The following is a 21,168-nucleotide window of genomic DNA, read 5'->3' on the forward strand; positions in this document are numbered from 1 at the left end:
TTTTATAAGTCAATGTCATCTCTTTTTAATTGACTTGGTGTTTTGGCTCTTGAATCTGTTTTAACGTAATTATGGCTGTCTTTCACTAATGTAACAACGTAGGTAAGATTTCCAGTATCGGCAGCTTTTGTAATAGTTACTTTTGTTTTGTCATCATCATATTTACCTCCACTAGGATTATCTACATCTTCTATATACCCTTTAGCTTTTAAAGCTGTTAGTGTAATTTCTCCTGTTATCGTTATAGTACCACTAAATTCTATATCATTACCTGCAACCGCTGTCCTTGCACCACTTGCCAATTGTTGTGCATTGGCAATATGTGCATCTTTCTTCGAGTTATTGATCAATCCCCCAATGCTTGGAATAGCGATGGCTGCAATAATCCCCAGGATAACGACGACCGCCAATAGCTCGATCAGGGTAAGACCGCGTTCGTTTTTCAAATGTTTTTTAATAAAATTCATATAAATCCTCCTCTTCTCAATTACCATTTCGTTACTTTACTGTTACTTTTCTATTAGATTACTATATATTTCTAGAAAAATACAGCATTTAGGGGTAATTATTCTTACATTTTTTACATATTGTCCACTTGATTGAAGATTTCAAACATCGGTACCATGATGGAGATGACGATCGTTCCGACAATTCCCGCAAGAAGGACGATCATGAGTGGCTCGATAAGTGACTTTAAGCGGTCTGTGCTTGCTTCTACTTCCTTCTCGTAGAAGTCCGCCACTTTCCCAAGCATCGCATCCAGGGCCCCTGTTTTTTCGCCAATCGATATCATCTGGGTGATCAATGGTGGGAACGCCCAATGTTTTTTCATCGGGTCCGTGATTGACTGGCCCCGCTCCAAGGAATCATGTGATTCCCGGATGACACGGCCGACCACTTCATTTTCAACAACCTGTTCGACGATTTTCATCGCCTGTAAAATCGGTACCGAGCTACTGAACAGGGAACTGAGGGTCCGCGTCATTCTTGCCAATACTGCTTTTTGCATCATCTTTCCGAATAGGGGCATTCTTAGCATTGCAAAATCATAATAGTATTTCGTCTTCGGATTTTTCTTCACAGACATAATCGCAAAGACAATCAAGAGTACAACCAAGATGACAAGGTACCAGGCTTTCTGCATGAACCCGCTCGCCCCTAAAACAAAGCGGGTTATGGCCGGTAATTCGCCACCAAAATCGCTGAACATATCAGCAAATGTTGGCACAACGGACGTTAATAAAAAGATGACCACGAAAAATGCTACAAAGGCGACCACAACTGGATAGGCCATGGCTGATGTGATTTTCTGCCTCGTTGCCTGTTGCTTTTCAAAATGATCGGCCAGCCGGTCCAAGGTACTATCCAGATTACCACCAGCTTCCCCAGCCTTGACCATATTGATATACATCGTCGAAAAGATTTTTTTATGCTTGGCACTTGCTTCAGAGAGTGCCTTCCCCTCCTGCAAATCCTGTTCGATGCTTTCAAGCGCTTTGCTTAAAGGCTTGCTCTCCGTCTGTTGAGATAAAATGCTCGTTGCATCGACGACCGTGACCCCTGATTGCAGCAGTGTGGAGAATTGACGGATAAAGATAACAAAATGCTGCAGTTTTACCGGGTTTCCTATGGAAAGGTCCCTTGTAAAAAACGTTTCTGGTACCAAGGTCATTTCGATGACCCGAATGCCTTCCAGCTTTAATTTCTCCATTGCCTCACGCTTTGTATCGGCGGTGACTACCCCCGCCTTTTTCCCTGATTTATTCCGACCTGAATATTTGAACCTAGCCATTTACTCCACCTTGTCCTGTAAAAATGCATGGGCGCTTTCTTTGGATATGACGCCTTCTGCCAATAGTTCCTTAATGCTGCTTTCAAGGGTATGCATGCCTTGTGCCTTGGAAGTCTGCATAACATTGACGATTTGATGGATTTTTTCATTTCTGATCAAATTGGCCACAGCTGCATTATTGACTAGAATCTCGGTTGCTGCTTTCCTGCCTTTTTTATCGACGGTCGGAATCAAGCGTTGCGAGATGATGGAAACAAGGACGTTAGCAAGCTGGATTCGAACCTGAGGTTGCTGTGCCGGTTCAAAGACATCTATGATCCGGTCGATTGTCGTCGGGGCACTCGATGTATGTAATGTCCCAAACACCAAATGACCCGTTTCGGCTGCTGTAATCGCCGTCTGGATGGTCTCTAAATCTCGCATTTCCCCTACTAGAATCGTATCGGGATCCTGCCTTAGAGCGGCTCTCAGCCCATTTGCGAAATTATTCGTGTCGAAACCCACTTCACGTTGGTCAATGATGCAATTTTGATGCTTATGCAAATATTCGATGGGATCTTCCAAGGTTATGATATGCTTACGCATCGTCTGATTCATATATTGAATCATGGACGCGAGTGTTGTTGACTTTCCGCTTCCCGTTGGTCCCGTCAAAAGGACAAGGCCTTGGGGTTTTTCGACGATTTTCTTTAAAATGGACGGTAACTGCAGTTCATCTAAAGTAGGAATTCTTGTCGGCACGATTCGGACGGCCAACGCCACGCAGGACCTTTGCATATACGTGTTGATTCGAAATCTGGAAATCCCAGGAATGCCGTAAGAAAAATCCAGTTCACCATGTTCTTTAAATTGCTCCCACATCTCTTCGGGGATAATCGCTTTAGCCATCCCTTCCGTATCGGATGGAAGCAACAGTTCTTTTCCGTATTTCTTCAACTCACCATTCAAGCGCATAACTGGTGGCACACCCACCGTTATATGAATGTCAGATGCCTTTAGTTCAAAGCCAGCCATTAGTAAACTATCAATTTTAGCTCTCAAACTGACACCCCTATTCCAGAACTGCTACTCGAAGAATTTCCTCGGTAGTGGTCAGTCCTTGTTTGACTTTCAATAAGCCGTCATCCATTAAGAAAATCGTTTTATATTTCATGGCCACTTCACGGAGCTTGTTAAGCGGCTCGCCATTCATGATCAGTTTTCTCATCTCATCATTGATGACCAATATTTCTTGAAGGGCAATCCTTCCTTTATACCCAGTCATATTACAAGACGTACACCCGCGCCCCCGGTTAATGCTTTCGATTTTCATGCCTCGTTTTGCAAAAATATCGATTTCCCGCTTACTCGGCTCCTGTTTTTCGACACAATCCCGGCACACTTTTCTTACTAATCGCTGCGCCATGATTCCGCTCAAGGAAGAAGCGACCAAAAAAGGTTCGACGCCCATATCTATCAATCTAGTGATCGTTCCTAGTGAATCATTCGTATGGATCGTGCTTAATACTAGATGTCCTGTCAAGGATGCACGGATGGCCACCTCTACCGTGTCCTTATCCCTGATTTCCCCCACCATGATGATGTTTGGATCTTGTCGTAGGATGGAACGTAGACCGGTTGCAAACGTCATGCCGACATTCGTATTGACTTGAATCTGGTTCACACCTTCAAGCTGAAACTCAACAGGATCTTCAATCGTAATGATATTGACTTCCTCGGTATTCAGCTGATTTAAGGCCGCATATAAGGTCGAAGATTTCCCTGATCCAGTCGGACCTGTAATCAGGACAATTCCATTTGGCTGGGCAATCATGGATTCAAATCGCTGTAGGTTCAATTTATTGAATCCAAGTTGTTTCAAATCATTCAACTTATTGCCTAAATCAAGAATCCGCAAGACGATTTTTTCCCCAAAGACTGTGGGAAGAGTCGACACCCGTAGATCGACAGGATGATGACCGAGGTTCACTTTAATCCGGCCATCTTGTGGAACTCTATGTTCGGTAATGTCCAATTTCGCCATGATTTTGATTCTGGCAATTAAAACGTTTTGCATATTCTTGGGTAACACCTTTTCCAACCGTAATACACCATCCACGCGATACCTGACGACCAATTTCTTTTCCTGGGGATCAATATGAATATCACTTGCCTTATGCGTCACGGCATTCGAAAGCAACTGATTGACAAGTCGTACGACCGGTGAATCCTGATCGACTGTTTCCTCTTGATTATTTACATCGCGATTAAGGGTAACCATCAATTCTTCTAGTCCGTCTTCATCCGTGTAATGTTTAGCAATCGCACGCAAAATATCATCTTTTGTCGCTATGGCTGGTTCGATTTGAAAACCGGTTGAGAGCCGTAGATCATCGATGGCATAAAAGTCCATCGGGTCAGCCATGGCGACATATAGTTTTTCGCCTTCTTTTTTCAAAGGAATCATTAAGTTCCGCTTAGCCATATCCTCCGAAATCAAACTGAAGATATTCGAATCGAACGGGTACCGATATAAGCTCACATGGGGGATACCTAATTGAAATTCCAATACTTCAATCAACTGTTGCTCCGTGATATACCCTTTTTGCAGCAATACATCACCAAGCTTTTGTGACTTACTTTTTTCTTCCAAGGCAATTTGCAGCTGGTCCTCAGAGATCAAACCAGCTTCCACCAATAAGTCTCCAAGCCTTTTTCGGGTTTGAGCCATATTTATCCCTGCTTTACCTTATTTTTGGGGAACGTTGGGATCTTCCACATATTTGGGGTATCCACCCGCTTCCTGGATACTATCACCCTTAACTTGATCACGATCTTGTTTACCTTTTTCGATGTCCTTATTGTTTTCTTTCCTATCGCTATTCCCACTGGCATCTTCGGGCGATTCATTCTCTGTTTCCCCCTGATCCTGCTCAGTGTCTTCGTCAATCCCTTGATCGTCTTTTTCCGTGCTCTCATCCTCCGCATCAGAGGCATCTTCATTATTAGAATCAGAAGGAGGTGGAATGACTTTGAGTTCCAATCCATATACTTCAATTCGATGAATCGGTGCATAGAAATCTTCAGATACGGTTTCCGTCTCCAGAAGATCTCCCGCAGAGGACTCGATGCGACGAAGAACCTTGACTGTTATACCGTCTTTGCCATCCTTTTTCACCTGCATGGCAGCAGGGGCCAACTCATCACTATACTGTTTAATCGTTTTCGGCGTGTACCTTTTTTCATCATTCGTCTTTACCTCATAGGAATTCAGGAAAGATTGCCCCTTTAATGTCGCCTTTAATTTCTTTCCTTCTACCTGAAGTTCAACCCGGTATGCATGATCATTCGTATTGGCAAAAACCAGATCATGGCCATTTTCAGAATCGATATGTGCCTCAAATCCCAATTTGGCATAACCAGGAAGTTGATCACTGATATTCCGCTCAAGAATCGTAAAGTTAGTCGGCAGGACCACACCATAAATCGCTGTCGCCAACCGGCTCAATGTGTCTGAGTTATATTTCTTTCCTTCAAGCTCCGACATTTTCTGCAAAAGAGAAAATTGAGTTTCCCCTTTCACTTCCAACGGCTGTATCAAGGGAATCAATTCCTTAATGGCAGTTGCAGCGTCTCCTACATTCACCGTAGCCTCAGCAATTACCTCGTCCTCGCCCACATCTCCATCGATGTAGTTTTCCAGCTCAAGGGTTTTGGTCCCTTCCGTTAAGAACTCCGCACTTACCGCCAGGTCATTGGCAAGTCTATCTATGTCCAACGTAGTAGATGCAAGTGATAAGGACATGTCATATAAATCTTCTAGCAAAGAATCTTTGTCGACCGAGACGACTGCTTTATTTTTCTTGCCTGAAAGCAAAGAAACAACCGTCTTTTCCCTTTGAAAATTGAAAATCCCATTATCTACGGTCATTTGACCTTCCTTATAAGTAATGCCCAAGACCGTATTCTGCGTCCACTTTTCAGTTGCCTCACTCAGTAGCGTACTTACTTCCCGCTTACTTTGACCCTCTATATCCAGGCTCCCAATCGTCGTGTTCTCACCAAATTGTGCTGAATCTTTGAAAATCTGATTGTAAGCCGACGCTCCAAAATGCGAAAAACTAAAAATATATGCGGTTGATAAAATAAAGACCAGAAAAATTTTCAGCATTTGTGGATTCTTCACATAAAGGCAACTCCTTTTTATGCTTCAACATTCATGGAAAGCCCGACCAATACACTCGGACCCGCCGATTGTGCGTTAATAATATCCTCTTTCGAAAGAACGCGACCTTCCGAGAAAAGGACTTTTCCGTCTAGGCCCGTAACATTATTCACCAATCGCTTTCCTTGAAGCAATTCAATTTGCTTATTCCTTAAATCAGCTTCCCCATTGGGGTTTTCTTCGCCAGCAGCTACTTCTGCCTCAGGGACTTGTTCACCCATCAACTGTTCCGCCTGCTCGAGGAAGCGGGATGAAGCATCTTCCGTCACGATCAAAATGTCCTTGCCAAACGTCAAAACAGTTTCAGATGGGAGAATTACTTCATGATCCCCGACTTTCACCTGCATCCCGATGACTTGACCGTTATCTTCATCCGTAAAATACTCGCGGACGCTTCCTAATAATTCACCTTTTCGGGTCATCACTTTGGCATCGGTAATCTTGATTTTTTTATTCACGAGCTGATTCGCAATCGGGATTTCATTTAAATCGATGACAGAGTTTTCGGTTTCGATCGTTAAAGCGTATTCCCCAATCCCTATTACTTTTTTGAAGGGAATGGCCCTTACACTAACCTGCCAATCTTCATGTTCGATTGTGATAAAGTCTAGTGAGCCTTTTTCAGGATTGATCACTAATGATTTCACCTTTCCAATTTCCATACCTTCTGAAATGCTGATAATGGGCAAGCCTAAAATTTCTGTACTTTTTTTCATATTTTCACCATACCTATCTTCTGATTTTTCATCTTAACAAAAACGGTTTTCCATGAATGCTAACTCTTCTAGAAGAATTGGGTGCGCGCTGAACTTTTCCTTTAACTGCACGATCAATTCACGAAGCTTTTCCGTCTTTTTCGCTGTGATATACGTTTGAATTAAAAATGATGCAAATATGTAATACTGTTGATCCGGTATTTCCGGATGCAAATGGCTCATAACCAGTTGCTCGAACTCGCTATCATTCAACTGATGCTGTGCGATTTGAATATGGGAAACCATCGTTTGAAACATCTGTTGTTGCAATTCGCTGACATGTTCTGTTGGACTCTCAAGAGTTGTTTCTTCAGGCTTAGCAATGACTGACGACGACTCTTGCTCTTCTTTTGCTTTATCTATTTCTAGGACAAGCGCTTCAGGAATCTCTAGAAGGCTTTCCGGTTCTAAAGAATCTTCTAACTGAATATCTGGTTCTTCCACATTCATTTCCTGACTATCTTCACTACCTGTTTCATCGGACGTATTTTCAAGAGTTCCAGGCTCTTCGGGATTTTCCCCTAAACCATTTGATTCTAAGTAACCATGGAAATCCAGTTTCTCTTCCGCAGTATTCACTTCGATAGTTTCTGTGTCATTTTCCGGCTCTATTACTTCCGTTACCCACTCGCGTTCTTCAGGTAATACAGCCAGTTCTTCCATCTCTTCTAGATGAATAGGGTCACTCTCTTCGTCAATCTCCAGCTCCACATACTCATCATCAAGTAGCTTTTCAATCTCGCTTAAATCGTTTTTCATCGGCATTTCTATTTCTGGGATACTTTCTGTTTCTTCAGTTACCGGCTCCATCAAGTCTTCTTCTAGTAATCTTTCAATATCACTTATTTCACCTTTTACCGGCATTTCAATTTCTGGGATACTTTGTGTTTCTTCGGTCACCGGCTCCATCAAGTCTTCTTCTAATAATTTTTCAATATCACTTATTTCCCTTTTTGCCGGTACTTCTATTTCTGGAATACTTTCTGTTTCTTCGGTCACCGGCTCCATCAAGTCTTCTTCTAGTAATCTTTCAATATCATTTATTTCACTTTTTACCGGGACTTCTATTTCTGGGATACTTTCTGTTTCTTCAGTCACCGGCTCCATGAAGTCTTCTTCTAGTAATTTTTCAATATCACTTATTTCACTTTTTACCGGGACTTCTATTTCTGAAATACTTTCAACTTCTTCTAAATCATCCGTTCTCGTATCCAAAAACTCTGCCTCAAAAACAACGATCTCATCATCAGCGAATTCTTGCTCTTCCTCCGTTTCCTGAACGCGTTCCTCAGATACCGCAACATGATGCTCGCTGCTCTCAAATCCCATTTTTTCTTTCTGTTCCGCCTCTGACTCTTCTATTTTGGATAACGAAGCACGATCTCTCGACGTTTCAATCAAAACGGCAGAATCGTTATACCGTTCATAGAAGTCCGACGCTTCTTCTTGATTCGAGAGCATTAATGGCTCGATTTTTTTACCGATAAGGAATAAAGCCAAAAATAACAACAAAGTCAAAAGTAATAAAGCCTGCCAAAGAGGATAGTTATTTGCCACAACTAGACCCGCCAGTGAAACCGCAACAGCACCCCCGATTATGACCAGCTTTCCCTTGAAAGTAAGGGACAATGGTAAAACATAAACAATCGGAATCAATAAAACGAGGGATATTCCAGCAAATACGATTGTCTCCAATAAATCACTCCTATACTATTTTATTATATATTTTCCGTTTTTCGAAAATAGCTCCTTAATTTGGGTAATAAATCCTAAAAATATTGTATAATACTTATAGATATTTTGAAAGAAGGGAAAAGTATGGAAGAAAATATTTTTTCGAAAAATCAAAAGGGATTCACCCTCGTTGAAGTACTTGCTTCTATCGCTATATTAGGAATTATCACCATAACGGTAATGACCTTCTTTACACAATCCTATGATTATACAAAAAGGAACCAGAGTAAGACAGTCGGAATAAATGTTGCGAGAAATGTGATCAATTACTTTGACCAACTTGAGTTTAATGAACTTTATAAACAATATGGAATCGCCTCACTAGACTCAGAAGGCATCAATATATCTCTACCAGACTGCAACACTCGCCCTTCCCTCTATACAACAAGCTGTTCCGAAATCTTGCAACCTACCATAAATAATTACAAATATGATACAGAAATTACCCTTAAAAAATATGAAAATGTAGCAGTGAAAGATACAGGCTATGATCTTAATAAGAATTTGATTAGAATCGAGGTGAAGGTGGTTTGGGCAGACAAAGAAACAGCTGTCACCGGCCTTTTGAAAAAGTAAAAAAATCTCTCTCGAACGAGAATGGCCTGAGCCTGTTAGAAATTTTACTTGCCGTAACCATTACAACCTTCATCACAGGCGTTATCTATTCACTATTCATCACCGGCCTTAGCCTCTATCAAAAAATCCAAATTGAAGGCCAGCTTAGAGAAGATGCGGATTATATCGCCACCATGATTATGAATGAACTGACAACCAACCAGCCTAAATATGTTACCCCTCTTAATGAAGATGAAAAAAACGGCGTTACGTTGAACGTACAAGAAGAGAAAACGGTAGATGGATTCATCATAGAAGATAGCAAGGGAACGGAACCAGTGGATATTTATTTTAAAGATAGCCAGTTCATCATCGATAATAAAGGCGTGTTGACCACTCTTGATCTTTCCACTTCCTCTTTTATCGACATAAACGAAGGTACACAAACGGAAAAGAAAACGGGCATTACACTCGATGCGGATAGTCCCGACTGCACCATGGGCACCTCAGGGACCTCAGGGATCTTATGTACGCATGGTACGATTCATGTCACGATGGTCATTGAAAATAATATTCATGCCAAAGGGTTCTTTGTTACGACCGAACCACTTATATTAGAAAGCTCGTTTGGATTTTAAGGAGTGAAATTCATGAAATGGAATAATGAAGAAGGATATACCCTTTTATCCGTGTTGCTTTCTTTTTTGATTCTGACCACGCTTGGCATGGTACTTCTTGCTGCGAGCATTAATGGAGCAAAGAGAACGGAAATAAGGGAAACAGAAATCGTGGAGGATATCGATGATATAAGTGCCGTAAAAGAGGGGGTTTCGATTATTGAGGAACATGTGAATACAATGGAAACACCTCTCCTTTCTGGTAGTAAGTCTGAATACAATAACGATTTAGCAACATTCATAAACGAGGAAAACTTGAAAGGTATTTTCACAATAGAAGATTTAACGAAAAATTATCCAACGATTGATAACCAACATGATAACACGAGAGTATTTGAAGTAAGCAGCGGCAAATATCATCAAAAGGTCTACATTACGGCGATGCCAAGCTTTCTAAAGTATGCTCTTGGTGCCGGCAAAGATTTGACCATTAATGGTTCTCCCTATATTGATGGAAATATCTACGCAAAAGAGCAATTTAATATCAGTAATCAAGCTTTGTATATGTTTAGATCCTCCCTGCTTTCAAGGAAGACCGACTTGCCGGCCGTTGAAGATTATAGTGAACTACATGCGAATCGGCAAGGGATGAACATTTGTATATCGGCCCCCTCGTGCTATGGTGGAGCAGGACATGACAAAGAAGAGTTGAGATGGCAGCGATTGAATGTTCCCACATTGAAAGACGCTTTTCTTTCTGGAAACATCCTTTTCAATGATGTAGATGACACTTTCAATGAGATTGATATAAAAGAAACGTTTATTGATAAACTATCATCTAGTAGTATTGGTATTTCGGGTCTAGATATTGATATGTCGATTGAAGATTTGAATCAATCCATTAATCAAAAAGATTACCCTAAAAATGAAAAAGTCAGATTCGATGATTTATCGGAGTATGGTACAATATCGCCGATTATTCACTCCGGCGACGCCTATATAGACAGCTTCGATATCGAGCTTGGGGACAAGCAATGGCTAGTCATTTCCGGTAATGCAACGATTGAAAACTCCTTATTGGAATCTATGGATGTTAAAGGCAATATCTTAATTACAGGTGACTTGACGATTAAAGGGAAAGTAAGTTTTGATTCCGTCATCTATGTACTTGGTTCTACTACCCTAAATAATGCAGATATTCCTTGTTACAAAAACAAATGTGGAGATCAACCAGATGATTCGTCGTTGATCTTAATGACACAAGGGAAGCTTAGCATTGCGCGGATAAATAAATTTCAAAATGAAACCAATACGATCAATGGTTATTTTTATACAGAAAGCCAGTCTGCCTGTGAAAATCGCTTTGCTTCTGAATGTGTAGCCAAAGAGAATTCCGATATAGAATACCAAACCCCTTCTGAGATTTATGCATTGGGATCCCTTCTGAATATTAATGGCGGAGTCTTTTCGAAGAGCTATCTAACTGTCAATAGTTATCGTGGAGACGTAGAAGATGATAAGGGCGATGGCGATTTAAGCTTTCCTGCAGTAAAAGAAGACGCCGAGTCAAGGTTGACCATAAAAAACAACAAAAGGCTTTTTCTAAATAAGACGCATGCCCTTCCAAAGGTGGAAGGATTGGATGTCATACCCGATAAGCTGAATAAAGAAAAATAAAACAGGGAGCTCCCTGTTTTATTTTTTCAATAGTTTCATAATCCCTTTATGGTCCCACTCTTTAGCGTAATCATAGGCAGTCTTTCCCTCTTTGCTTTTTATTGATTTATCCGCTTTGGCGTCGAGTAATAATTGGACTTGTTCTTTCTCTCCGAACTCGCTGGCATACATAAGGGCTGTCTTACCCAGCTCATTTTTGCTATCAACCGGAATCGCCTCTGTACGAGTAAGCAGCTTCACTATATCCGTTCTACCACCAATCACCGCTATAGTTAGTAAAGTATTCTTTTCATGATCCTGTATCTTTGTTAGTTCTTTATCGCTTTCTATCAACGCTTGACTAGCTTCGACATTCCCTTCCTGAACGGCAAGCATGAGCGGAGTTTCTCCTGCTTTATTTTTGATTCCAGGGTTAGCCCCATACTTTATAAAAAGTCGTGCTAGTACATCATCCCCTTTTAGGGAAACGATATGGAGGGCCGTGTTTCCTTGTTCATCCTTTTCTTTTAGCTTTGCTTCAGCTTTTTTCAGCGCCACTTTAAACATCTCATTTTTAACTTTCTGCTTTTCTTCGACTTGCATCTGCTGGTAATGATCTAAAGAATAAGCAAGCTGGATGAATAGAGGGTTATCCGCTTTTGGACTCACATCTGCCCCTTGTTCTAAAAGTGTCCTAGATAAAGAATAAAGTTGCATGTGTAAGGCGCATTCCAATGGGGTCTCCCCTTCTTCCGATTCTTTATTGATGAATGCCTTCGTCTTATTATTCTTTAACAGCTTTTCCGCTTTTTCTTCTTCGCCTGATTTTATATAGAAAAGCAACGATTCGTACTGTTCTTTCTTCTCCGCTTTAGCAGTCTTGTATTGATACACTCCACCAGCCACAATTAATATAGTTAAAACCATTGAACTGATGAGTATGATTCTTTTTTTCATAAGATGTCCTTTCCCGTTTAATATAAACGAAAACCGGGTTGCCCCGGCTTGATAAACGATCAGTATTTATCTTGATTGTCATTTGAACCTTCTTCTTTTTTTGGTGTAACGGTAACCTTAACGATAGCGTTATACTTTTTCCCAGTATCATCGGTCACCGTAACAGTAATTTCAGTTTTCCCTACCCTCACTCCATGAACGACTCCATTAGATATGGTTATATAATCATTCTTTAAAGGAGAGAAATCCGTTCTATCCACGTTTGTCGCATCTGCTGGACTATGGTGAACGATAATGGGTTGTGAAGTACCTTTTTGTAGCGTTATCTCTGGCACCCTAATTCCCTCAAGAGGTTGGCCTACTTGAACCTTAATTGTTGCCTTTACCTCAGGATTTGATTTTGAAATAATTTCTATGTTTGCAGTCCCGGTACTGACCCCTTTTATTTTTCCATTTTCCACCACTCCAACAATACTCTCATCAAGTGATTTCCACTCTACTGTTTTATCGGTTGCGTTACTTGGAACGATAATTACTCGAATATCATTAACTACATCAAATTTATTCATGGTAACCGAGGACCGATCCACTTCAATACCTGTTACGGGTACCTTTCTCACCGTAATAATCGAAGTATGTTCTACTAGATTACCATTTGAATCAATGCCTGTTACAGTCATGGTTGTTTTACCTGTCTTTAATCCTGTAATGGTGAATTTCTCTTTATTAACACTAGCTATGTCAGCATGGTCTACTTTTATTTCTAAGCTCGACTTTCCCTTATCTTCAGGTAAGACATCGGTAATCGGTAACGGTAAGGTCTCACCCACATCTAATGTAAGATCTGTCATAGTAAATGAGTTTACAGGAATTCTTACTGTCACAGGAACTCTCTTTTCAAAAACATTTCCGAAAACGTCCGTAACTGTCACATTTAAAAATGTATCGCCTTCTTTTAGGACTTTGGCCGTTCCAAGATCAGAGTCTAAATGTAATATCTGCCCTTGGCTTTCTTCATGCCATAAAATACTCTTAATCCCTGAATCGGCAGGGAGCAGCTTCAAATCAATCAAGAAGTTCTTTTCTGTATCTTTACTTAATAAGTACGAATTAGGAAAGTCAATTCCTGTTAATGCTATATTTGCATTGAAAGATAGTGTATTAAAGGTTAAATCCTTTTGGATATTAGTTAAATCCTTATATCTTAATATAGAATTAGCCAATGTATACTGTCTTTGCTCTGTTGGTACAACCTGCACTTCAAATGTAATAGGGTCCGCTTTGAATAGATTTCCTTCTTTTGTGTAAGTAATATTATTCACTGTCTTTTCTAGTGTTATCCCCGTTGCTGTAGATCCAGTTTTTGCACCATCACTAATAATCTCAAGGCCGCCTGGGAATGTTTCTATTAATTTTATGGAACCTACAGTTACTGATTCTCCAAAAATGGCCTGAGCCTCAGTACCGGTAATGTTTCTCGGAGTAACTGTATATTCAATCGTTACAGGTTTACCGACTTCTACTAAGCTATTCGATTTTAAGTTTCTACTTACCTCGAGATTAGCATTAATTTTTTGCACTTTAACTTTCACTTCTTTTTCGCTGACTGCACCAGAGGCATCTGTTGCTTGAACCTTAATCGTCACATCGCCACCATTTGGTAGATTATGAGGTATCGAAGTATTGATCGTCGAACCATTAGTGATATTGCTCTTAGCTTCTGAAGTTATTTCCTTTCCATTCATGAAGACCTTTGTAGACACTTTTTTATCCTTTAAATCATAGTCTTGAAGTGTATAAGATAATGCGATGTTTTGATTGGAAGGGATAACTTGATTATCCTTCGGTGTATGGATCGTAATCTCCGGTGCATGATTCGACCCTAGGAACGCTCTGTACATCGTGTTAACGAATAACTTTTGCTCATCATCAGGGAAGCTATCACTTCCCCCCTTATGACCTGTTCCAGAGTACGTAATGTTCCCTTTCGAGTAGGTATAATAATGATTCCAGCTATCATTTTCATCCCTACTGTTTCCAGTGATATTATACCAAGGAATTATTTCTGGATCCTCCAAGTCAAGCGTGTAATACTGATTATGGGTTAATGCCACTGATAATTCATTTTTCAAAGCATATGGATAGGTTGTCATTAAACCATCATTGATTCTTTTCGTCGTTCTCGAAGTATTGGGTGCACCATATCCAAGATTCGTCTGAGGACTGATTTGTCCTGTATCATTCATGAAATTTTTTACCCAATTGTTATTATTTTCAAAAATGGTATCGTGGGTAAACATGATGCTTTGTTTAGAAGCAATAAACCTTTTCAATGAAGCCACTGCATTTGTATTTATATTCGCCGATCTATTATAAGAATCGGCAAATCCAAAGATGACCATGTCATATTTTCCATTGATGACCTCATGCGAATAACTCGTTTCTTCTTTTTTTGACTTATTAAAAGTGTCCATGCTCGTTGCGTCAATTGAGATACTATATTCGTTACTATTTAAATAGGATTGATTCATATTATTCGGGTTGCTATTCCTTTTTAACGAACTTTTTTCATTGGTGTAGACTTGGAGCACTTTTACTTCCACTTTTTTGTCAACGAACTTAATCATCCCTTTTTCATAACTCTTTAAGTTATTACCGGAATCCACAAGCTCCATTTTCCAATAACGTACCCCTGAATAACCATTTGGTAGTTTAAAAGAAAGGTTTGTTGATTTCGAAGTAATGTTCTCTTCCAATACAATTTCGTCTGTCGTATATTTGTCGTCAAAATTGGAATCGATATATAGCTTGGCTTTTAGGCTCCTCGAGTTGATATCCGAAGGAACGACTACATTCATCGTGAATTCCATGTCCTCTTTTGGCTGATATGTCTTCTCCTTATCAGGGGCTTTAGTTAATGTAAAGCGTGGGGATTGCTTGTACTTATCTCCTTTAAGAAAATCATTAAAAGCCTTTTTCATATTATCTTTATCTGTTTGTGTACTTTCATTATTATTTTTTCCACTTCCATACCAGAATTCGTTCCAGCGATCCCAAAAGCTTCCGCTTGAATTGGTACTAGTACTATCATAGTTGATGACATTATTTTTACTTAATAGATTTTGATTGCTAAACTTCGCTTTTATTTTAGAACCAGTCGTTAGACTTTTGGTATGTAGGATGACAGGTTGTCCTTTATTAATGAAATCATTAATGATTTCATTTGCTTTTAAATTCGTTATGTCATTCATTACACCTTTTGTATTATGATTATCCCCACTTACAGGGTCAGAAGTATAATTCCCCTCCATAATCGCAATAACATCATATTTGCCATCCAGCTCTTCCCGCTGTGCGACAAACTTCTTCATCGTCATTAAGGTATACTCATAGTCATTACCCAGGATACTCTTTAATTGTGAAGATTCCCCCGTTGCAATTATCTCAAGGATTCTCAATTTAGGACCAGACGTTTGAACAGCTGCTTCTAAAGGTTTAGGTAGAAATAGAAACGAAAAAATTAACACCAATGACACGACTAACCCCACTGATTTTTTCATAATTTACACATCACTCTCATTTATAATTTATCTCTCCTCTGCCTTATACGAAGCAGTTCAGTTCCTGGTAATGTAAGTATATATATTTCTCTCTATTGATTGCTTATACCATTATTAGTTATATAGTCTTATTACTTAAGCATATTTTATCAAAAAATGCATAAGAACGGGCAATAAATCCATTAATTTTTAATATTGGTAAAATAACCCTTATAGAAAAAGACAAGACTCCAAGGAATCCTGCCTTTTTACCCTCCATATACTGCCACTTTATTTCTCCCAGCTTGTTTTGCGCCTGTATACATGGCACGGTCAGCGTGCCTGATTATCGATTGGGCATCTTCGGCATCGACCGGTGCTGTTGCGACCCCGATGCTTGCTGTAATGGAAATGGACTCTTCCCGTCTATTTTCATTTAAATCCGAATGGACGGTGAAGGGTTTGTTGGCAATCGAGAGTCTGATGAATTCTGCGAATTGATAGACTTCTTCTTTTCCAACATTGGGTAAGAGGATGACGAATTCCTCTCCACCGTACCTTGCTGTTACCCCTAAATGACCAACAATGCCCTCCAGACGTTCTGCCAATTCACATAGGATTTCGTTACCGCTTTGATGCCCATATGTATCGTTTACCGATTTAAAATGGTCAATATCAAGAAGGATCAGCGACAACTGATTGATTGAATGGTTTTGTAAACGTTCGAATTCCTTATGTAACACACATTCAAAATACCGAAAGTTATATAAATGAGTTAATGCGCATCGTTCACTGCTATATTTCGTTTTTTGATAATGGCGAGCATTTTCAAGAGCCACCCATAGGTAGGAGGAGAGAATGTCCATAATCTTCGTTTGATGCGTTCCATACGCCCTCTTCTTGGAAGAGGTAACAATGATTACTCCAGCCACAACGGAGTTTCGAAGAATAGGAATGGCCATGAGGCTTTCCACGTCTTCTGGAAAATTCCCATAATTGGACAGATGCTTCCATTCCTTTTTAGAATGAAAGACCTTTGCTTTTTTCAATTGAAAAAGGGTTGCATAAATTCCTTCTTTTATGGAAACAGGTTGAATCCTTTTTTCTATTTGTACGCCATTTTCTGCATATCGTAATATCTGGGCGTTTTCTTTTTCATCGAATATCTCGAAGACCAGCGTGTACTTGGAAGGGATGATTGCTGAACTACCATCAATAAATAGATCCAGTACCTCGTTCGCCTGTAGCCTTCGAGTCAACTGATGACCAAATTCACTCACCTTTTTTAAATGCCTGTTTATTTCCTTAGTAAAATAGTATTGTTTCATGATAAAAGCCAAACTAATCAAAGCCGCCCCTACGAGCAAAATGGCCAGGGTCCCCATTTCGATATATAAAATAAATAAAATAACCCCGATTGGCATGGTCATGAGGCTTGAGAAACCGTCCCAGAAAGTATCCTTTGTTTTCATCTCCAGCTTTTTTCCATACAGCAATGAATGTGCGACGATGACCGCTAACTGATTGAATAAAAAATAGGAACATTGATAAACGAGAATCAACAGAATGTCAAAAGCATCAATACCGGAAGTGAAATCATGATCTCCACCTAAACCATAATAGACCAGCCCACTTAATAGGCAAAAGATAAATGACGTGATGGAATTAAGCGGAAAACGATACCAATCCTTTTTGGCTAATCGAAGCCTGACTATAATGAACATGAAGGCAACCTGTGTGACCAGGATTTCAATAGCTAGTCCGAACACAAGAAAGACCGCGAGCGAAACACCTTGTATAATTGTGATATTATTAATCATAATTGGCATCGAGGCCAACACACTGATGAGTACGAGAAAAGCAACAATGTCTCCCGTATTCCCACTCGTGATTGGCGGAAATACATGAAAAGTCCCGACTAAACCAGCGGGTATAATAAGAAACCACAACGCATAGACAGCCATTCTTTTTGTACTAGAAATAATCATTTATTCTCCCCATCCCCATGAGTATCTTGACACATCAATCATACCAGTAATCAGTTACTTTAGCACTATACCCAAATTAAAAAACTTTAAAACTAGTAGGTTAAAAGTCTTGTTTATTTGGTTTTGGAACCTAAAAAAACCCTTCTGTCTTAAAAGACAAATGGGTATAAAGCTAAATATGATAGAAAAAATGGCTGCAATAAGTGGCACATGCTGATGATCACTCAACACTGTATACAAATTTCCGGACAAGAGAAAGAAAATAGAGGGAACCCGTGATGACCAGTACTTCTCGTGCGTTTGTTCTTTGTTTGCCGGTTATGATCGCTTTCTGCCAATCCTTCTCCAATTCCCGTTTCTCCTTAGAACAATGTTCATAAAGCACTTCCGCGTTCGCTGCCCGTTCATGTTCGAATTCAGTAACCGTTATTTGACTTGCTTCCGTGTCGAGTAGCTGAAGCATCGTAGCATAATCCTTATCACGAAACGAACTGAATATAAACCGGTAACGATGATTCGGATAGCGTGTCTTTAACGTGTCAAGCAGCACCTCAATACCGGCTGGATTATGCGCCCCATCAATGATGATCAACGGTTCATTTGAAATTATCTCAAAACGGCCATTCCACTGTGCTTCCCCTATCCCCTTCCGAATGCTTTGTTCACGGATGTCCTCTCTTACAATTGTAGCAGCTGCGATGCCCAGTGCAGCATTATAGATTTGATGGCGCCCTAGCATCTTTACCGCTATATTTTCGATGGTGATATCCTTGAATGAAAAAGAGAAGCTTTGGCCGAGTTCATCTTGCTTAATGCCATGTACATGAACGTCTTTATCGATTTGATAATAGGGAACGTCCATGGAACGTGCTTTATCTTCTATCACCTTTGCTGGTTCCTCTGTCGTCACTCCACTGATGATGGGTGCCCCTTTTTTAATGATCCCTGCCTTCTCAAAAGCAATTTCTCCAAGCGTATTACCGAGGATATTCGTATGCTCCAAAGAAATGGAGGTGATGATGGAAAGAAGTGGCTGGACGACATTGGTGGTATCGAGCCTTCCCCCAAGTCCCGTTTCCAGTAAAACCAAATCCGTGCCTTTTTTGCTAAAATAAGAAAAAGCCATCGCTGTCAGGATTTCAAATTGAGTGGGTCCATTTCCTTCACCATCCATCTCTTGTACGATTGGCCACAGTTCTTGAAATCCAGAGACAAAGTCCTCATCGCTGATTTCCTCCCGGTTTATCTTTACCTGCTCATTCAGTCGAATTAAGTATGGGGATGTGAAAGAAGCCACCCGTAGCCCTTCAGCCAAAAGGATTTCCTTTATGAATTGGAGCGTAGAACCTTTGCCATTGGACCCTGCAATATGTATGTATTTAAGCCCTACATGGGGGTTTCCTAATTTAGCTAATAATGTTTCCATTCGTGACAAGCCAAAGTTCATACCTAATTGGACCTGTCTTTCTTCAAAAAATCGGTTGATTTCATTCATGTCCGTTACCATTTATCGATAAGCCTCCTCTTTCTTTATACCGCTCTTATGCGTTAGAATTATTTTATCAATATATTAACGATTTACCTAGATGAAAGGTAGTGATTGACCATGAAATCTTCTTCACTCCATTGTTGGATTGTCGTCAACGGCTATTTGCAACATGAAAAGTTTTCTAGCTTGGCTTTATTCATACAAGAGTCCGCTGAAAGAAAAGGGATATCGGCAACACTTGTCCGAAATTCCGACCTGGTTCCCGTTATTGAAAAGGGAATCCCGTATCTAAAAGGAACTGATGGAAAATTACCAGATTTCGTCCTGTTTATGGATAAGGATATTCATTTGGCACGCCATCTGGAACTGCTCGGCCTACCCGTATATAACAGCAGCTCGGCCATCGATATATGCGATAGCAAGGCCAAAACGCATCAAGCTTTAGCGGGTCACGGCATCCCGATGCCAAAAACCCTGTTTCCCCCGTTTACTTATGAAGGAATAGAAAGAAAGAACCTAGATGCATTCAAAAAAATCGGCAATGAGCTTGGCTACCCCCTCGTTGTAAAAGAAGCATACGGTTCATTCGGGGAACAGGTGTATTTAATTCCTACGGAGGATGAATTTATGGAAACGGTGAAAAAGCTTGGGCACCGGCCTTTTATTATGCAGGAATTCATTGAGCATAGTAAAGGCCGGGATATCCGTGTCAATGTCGTCGGCAATCAAGTCATCGCTTCCATGCAACGGAAGTCCGAGCATGATTTCCGAGCAAACATGACAGCTGGTGGAACAGCCTTCCCCTACACACCCACCAAGGCAGAAAGTGATCTTGCCATCCGTTGCGCTACTCTATTGGGTGCGGATTTTGCCGGGGTAGATTTGCTGTTCGGAGAAGATGGCCCGCTATTATGTGAAGTGAACTCGAACTCGCACTTGCTTAATATTTGCGAATGTACGGGCATTAATATTGCTGACAGCATGTTTGATTATGTGATGGATGCATTCGAAAGAAAGGGATTCCAATGAAAAAGCATACAGGCTGGCTGATTTATAACCAAGAAGATGCCGCAAAAAACAGGGGATACATAGATTGGATGCTGGAAGAGGCCAAAAGTCTCGACCTAGATTTGCGTTTATATTATCGCGACCACCTACAAATCGGCCACCGTTCGAATCAATTGTATGTCGTACATAAGCACGAACCGATAGATTTGCCTGATTTTGCGATAGTCCGGACCATCGATCCTTTCTTCACCAAACAATTGGAAAGGCTACATATCACATGCTTCAACTCTTCTTTCATCTCGGAAATCGTGAATGACAAAGCAAAGACGCATCAATATGTGACTTCTATCGGCATTCCAATGTCAGATACAGTTTATTGCTATGGTAATCCCTCAACAAGCGATATGGAATTACCATTCATTGCGAAAGACGTTCATGGACGTGGTGGAAAACAGGTTTACTTGATTGAACATGAAAAAGACTTGAGAGAACTGCCTAACGCAAAATGGATCGTTCAAAAACCGGGTGTATTCGGAAAGGATATCCGTGTCTTTGTCATTGGGAACAGAATCATTGCAGCTGTCCTTAGAGAGTCCTCTTCTAACTTCAAGGCCAATTACACGTTAGGCGGATCTGCTTCGTTATATGAGCTGTCAGCTGCCGAACGGACACTTGTAGAACGGGTAATCGCTGCCTTTGACTTTGGCATGGTCGGGATCGATTTCATTTTCGCCGAAGATGGCAGCCTCATGCTCAATGAAATTGAAGATGTAGTGGGAAGCAGAACGTTAAGTGCGCTCAGCAATCTTAATATTGTAAAAGAGTATTTATTGTTTATAAAAGAGAAACTATCGGTTAAGTAAACAAAAAAGGA

Annotated in this window: 16 protein-coding genes; 5 read left to right on the top strand and 11 right to left on the bottom strand. The window is 40.4% G+C overall.

What is annotated here, in order from left to right; genetic code table 11:
- Window positions 1–2 precede the first annotated feature (2 nt).
- From AC503W_RS14025 to AC503W_RS14055, 7 genes are all read right to left on the bottom strand, one after another.
- Complete coding sequence (locus AC503W_RS14025; protein WP_494914589.1) at window positions 3–467, bottom strand: prepilin-type N-terminal cleavage/methylation domain-containing protein; 465 nt, start codon at window positions 465–467, stop codon at window positions 3–5.
- A 113-nt stretch (window positions 468–580) separates the two neighbouring features.
- Window positions 581–1,792: a type II secretion system F family protein gene (locus tag AC503W_RS14030; RefSeq protein ID WP_494914591.1), complete on the bottom strand. Its 1,212-nt coding sequence runs from the start codon at window positions 1,790–1,792 to the stop codon at window positions 581–583.
- Window positions 1,793–2,833, bottom strand: a complete 1,041-nt coding sequence (locus tag AC503W_RS14035; RefSeq protein WP_402958171.1) for a type IV pilus twitching motility protein PilT — start codon at window positions 2,831–2,833, stop codon at window positions 1,793–1,795.
- A 10-nt stretch (window positions 2,834–2,843) separates the two neighbouring features.
- Window positions 2,844–4,502, bottom strand: coding sequence for a GspE/PulE family protein (locus tag AC503W_RS14040; protein WP_402986462.1), 1,659 nt, complete (start codon window positions 4,500–4,502; stop codon window positions 2,844–2,846).
- 18 nt (window positions 4,503–4,520) lie between these two features.
- Complete coding sequence (locus AC503W_RS14045; RefSeq protein WP_494914600.1) at window positions 4,521–5,957, bottom strand: VanW family protein; 1,437 nt, start codon at window positions 5,955–5,957, stop codon at window positions 4,521–4,523.
- 17 nt (window positions 5,958–5,974) lie between these two features.
- Entirely contained in the window at window positions 5,975–6,712 is a 738-nt protein-coding gene (locus AC503W_RS14050; RefSeq protein ID WP_402875820.1) for a PRC-barrel domain-containing protein, read from the bottom strand.
- A gap of 33 nt (window positions 6,713–6,745) precedes the next feature.
- Window positions 6,746–8,446 carry a hypothetical protein gene (locus AC503W_RS14055; RefSeq protein ID WP_494914602.1) on the bottom strand — a complete coding sequence of 567 codons (1,701 nt, stop codon included), beginning with the start codon at window positions 8,444–8,446 and terminating at the stop codon, window positions 6,746–6,748.
- Between the two features lie 123 nt (window positions 8,447–8,569).
- Between AC503W_RS14055 and AC503W_RS14060 the strand changes: the two genes are divergently transcribed.
- Genes AC503W_RS14060 through AC503W_RS14070 form a run of 3 tightly spaced genes read left to right on the top strand, consistent with a single transcriptional unit; the run spans window position 8,570 to window position 11,334 of the window.
- Window positions 8,570–9,061, top strand: coding sequence for a type II secretion system protein (locus AC503W_RS14060; RefSeq protein WP_494914604.1), 492 nt, complete (start codon window positions 8,570–8,572; stop codon window positions 9,059–9,061).
- Window positions 9,016–9,678, top strand: a complete 663-nt coding sequence (locus tag AC503W_RS14065; protein WP_494914606.1) for a PilW family protein — start codon at window positions 9,016–9,018, stop codon at window positions 9,676–9,678. The genes AC503W_RS14060 and AC503W_RS14065 overlap by 46 nt, the downstream gene beginning before the upstream one ends.
- 12 nt (window positions 9,679–9,690) lie before the next feature.
- Complete coding sequence (locus tag AC503W_RS14070; protein WP_494914608.1) at window positions 9,691–11,334, top strand: hypothetical protein; 1,644 nt, start codon at window positions 9,691–9,693, stop codon at window positions 11,332–11,334.
- A gap of 18 nt (window positions 11,335–11,352) precedes the next feature.
- Here the strand turns inward: AC503W_RS14070 and AC503W_RS14075 are convergent, their stop codons facing one another.
- The 4 genes from AC503W_RS14075 to AC503W_RS14090 all read right to left on the bottom strand — a co-directional run bounded on the left by AC503W_RS14075 (window position 11,353) and on the right by AC503W_RS14090 (window position 19,304).
- Window positions 11,353–12,270: an ankyrin repeat domain-containing protein gene (locus tag AC503W_RS14075; protein WP_494914610.1), complete on the bottom strand. Its 918-nt coding sequence runs from the start codon at window positions 12,268–12,270 to the stop codon at window positions 11,353–11,355.
- A 59-nt stretch (window positions 12,271–12,329) separates the two neighbouring features.
- Window positions 12,330–15,830, bottom strand: coding sequence for a DUF5057 domain-containing protein (locus tag AC503W_RS14080; protein WP_494914612.1), 3,501 nt, complete (start codon window positions 15,828–15,830; stop codon window positions 12,330–12,332).
- Window positions 15,831–16,078: 248 nt separating this feature from the next.
- Window positions 16,079–17,797: a sensor domain-containing diguanylate cyclase gene (locus AC503W_RS14085; RefSeq protein ID WP_494914614.1), complete on the bottom strand. Its 1,719-nt coding sequence runs from the start codon at window positions 17,795–17,797 to the stop codon at window positions 16,079–16,081.
- 220 nt (window positions 17,798–18,017) lie between these two features.
- Window positions 18,018–19,304: a bifunctional folylpolyglutamate synthase/dihydrofolate synthase gene (locus tag AC503W_RS14090; RefSeq protein ID WP_494914616.1), complete on the bottom strand. Its 1,287-nt coding sequence runs from the start codon at window positions 19,302–19,304 to the stop codon at window positions 18,018–18,020.
- Window positions 19,305–19,403: 99 nt separating this feature from the next.
- Between AC503W_RS14090 and AC503W_RS14095 the strand changes: the two genes are divergently transcribed.
- Both AC503W_RS14095 and AC503W_RS14100 read left to right on the top strand, forming a co-directional pair.
- Window positions 19,404–20,315, top strand: coding sequence for an ATP-grasp domain-containing protein (locus AC503W_RS14095; RefSeq protein ID WP_402958150.1), 912 nt, complete (start codon window positions 19,404–19,406; stop codon window positions 20,313–20,315).
- Window positions 20,312–21,157, top strand: a complete 846-nt coding sequence (locus tag AC503W_RS14100) for an ATP-grasp domain-containing protein (RefSeq protein WP_402958147.1) — start codon at window positions 20,312–20,314, stop codon at window positions 21,155–21,157. The genes AC503W_RS14095 and AC503W_RS14100 overlap by 4 nt, the downstream gene beginning before the upstream one ends.
- The last annotated feature ends 11 nt before the right edge of the window (window positions 21,158–21,168 follow it).

It is taken from the genome of Peribacillus suis (assembly GCF_059384845.1).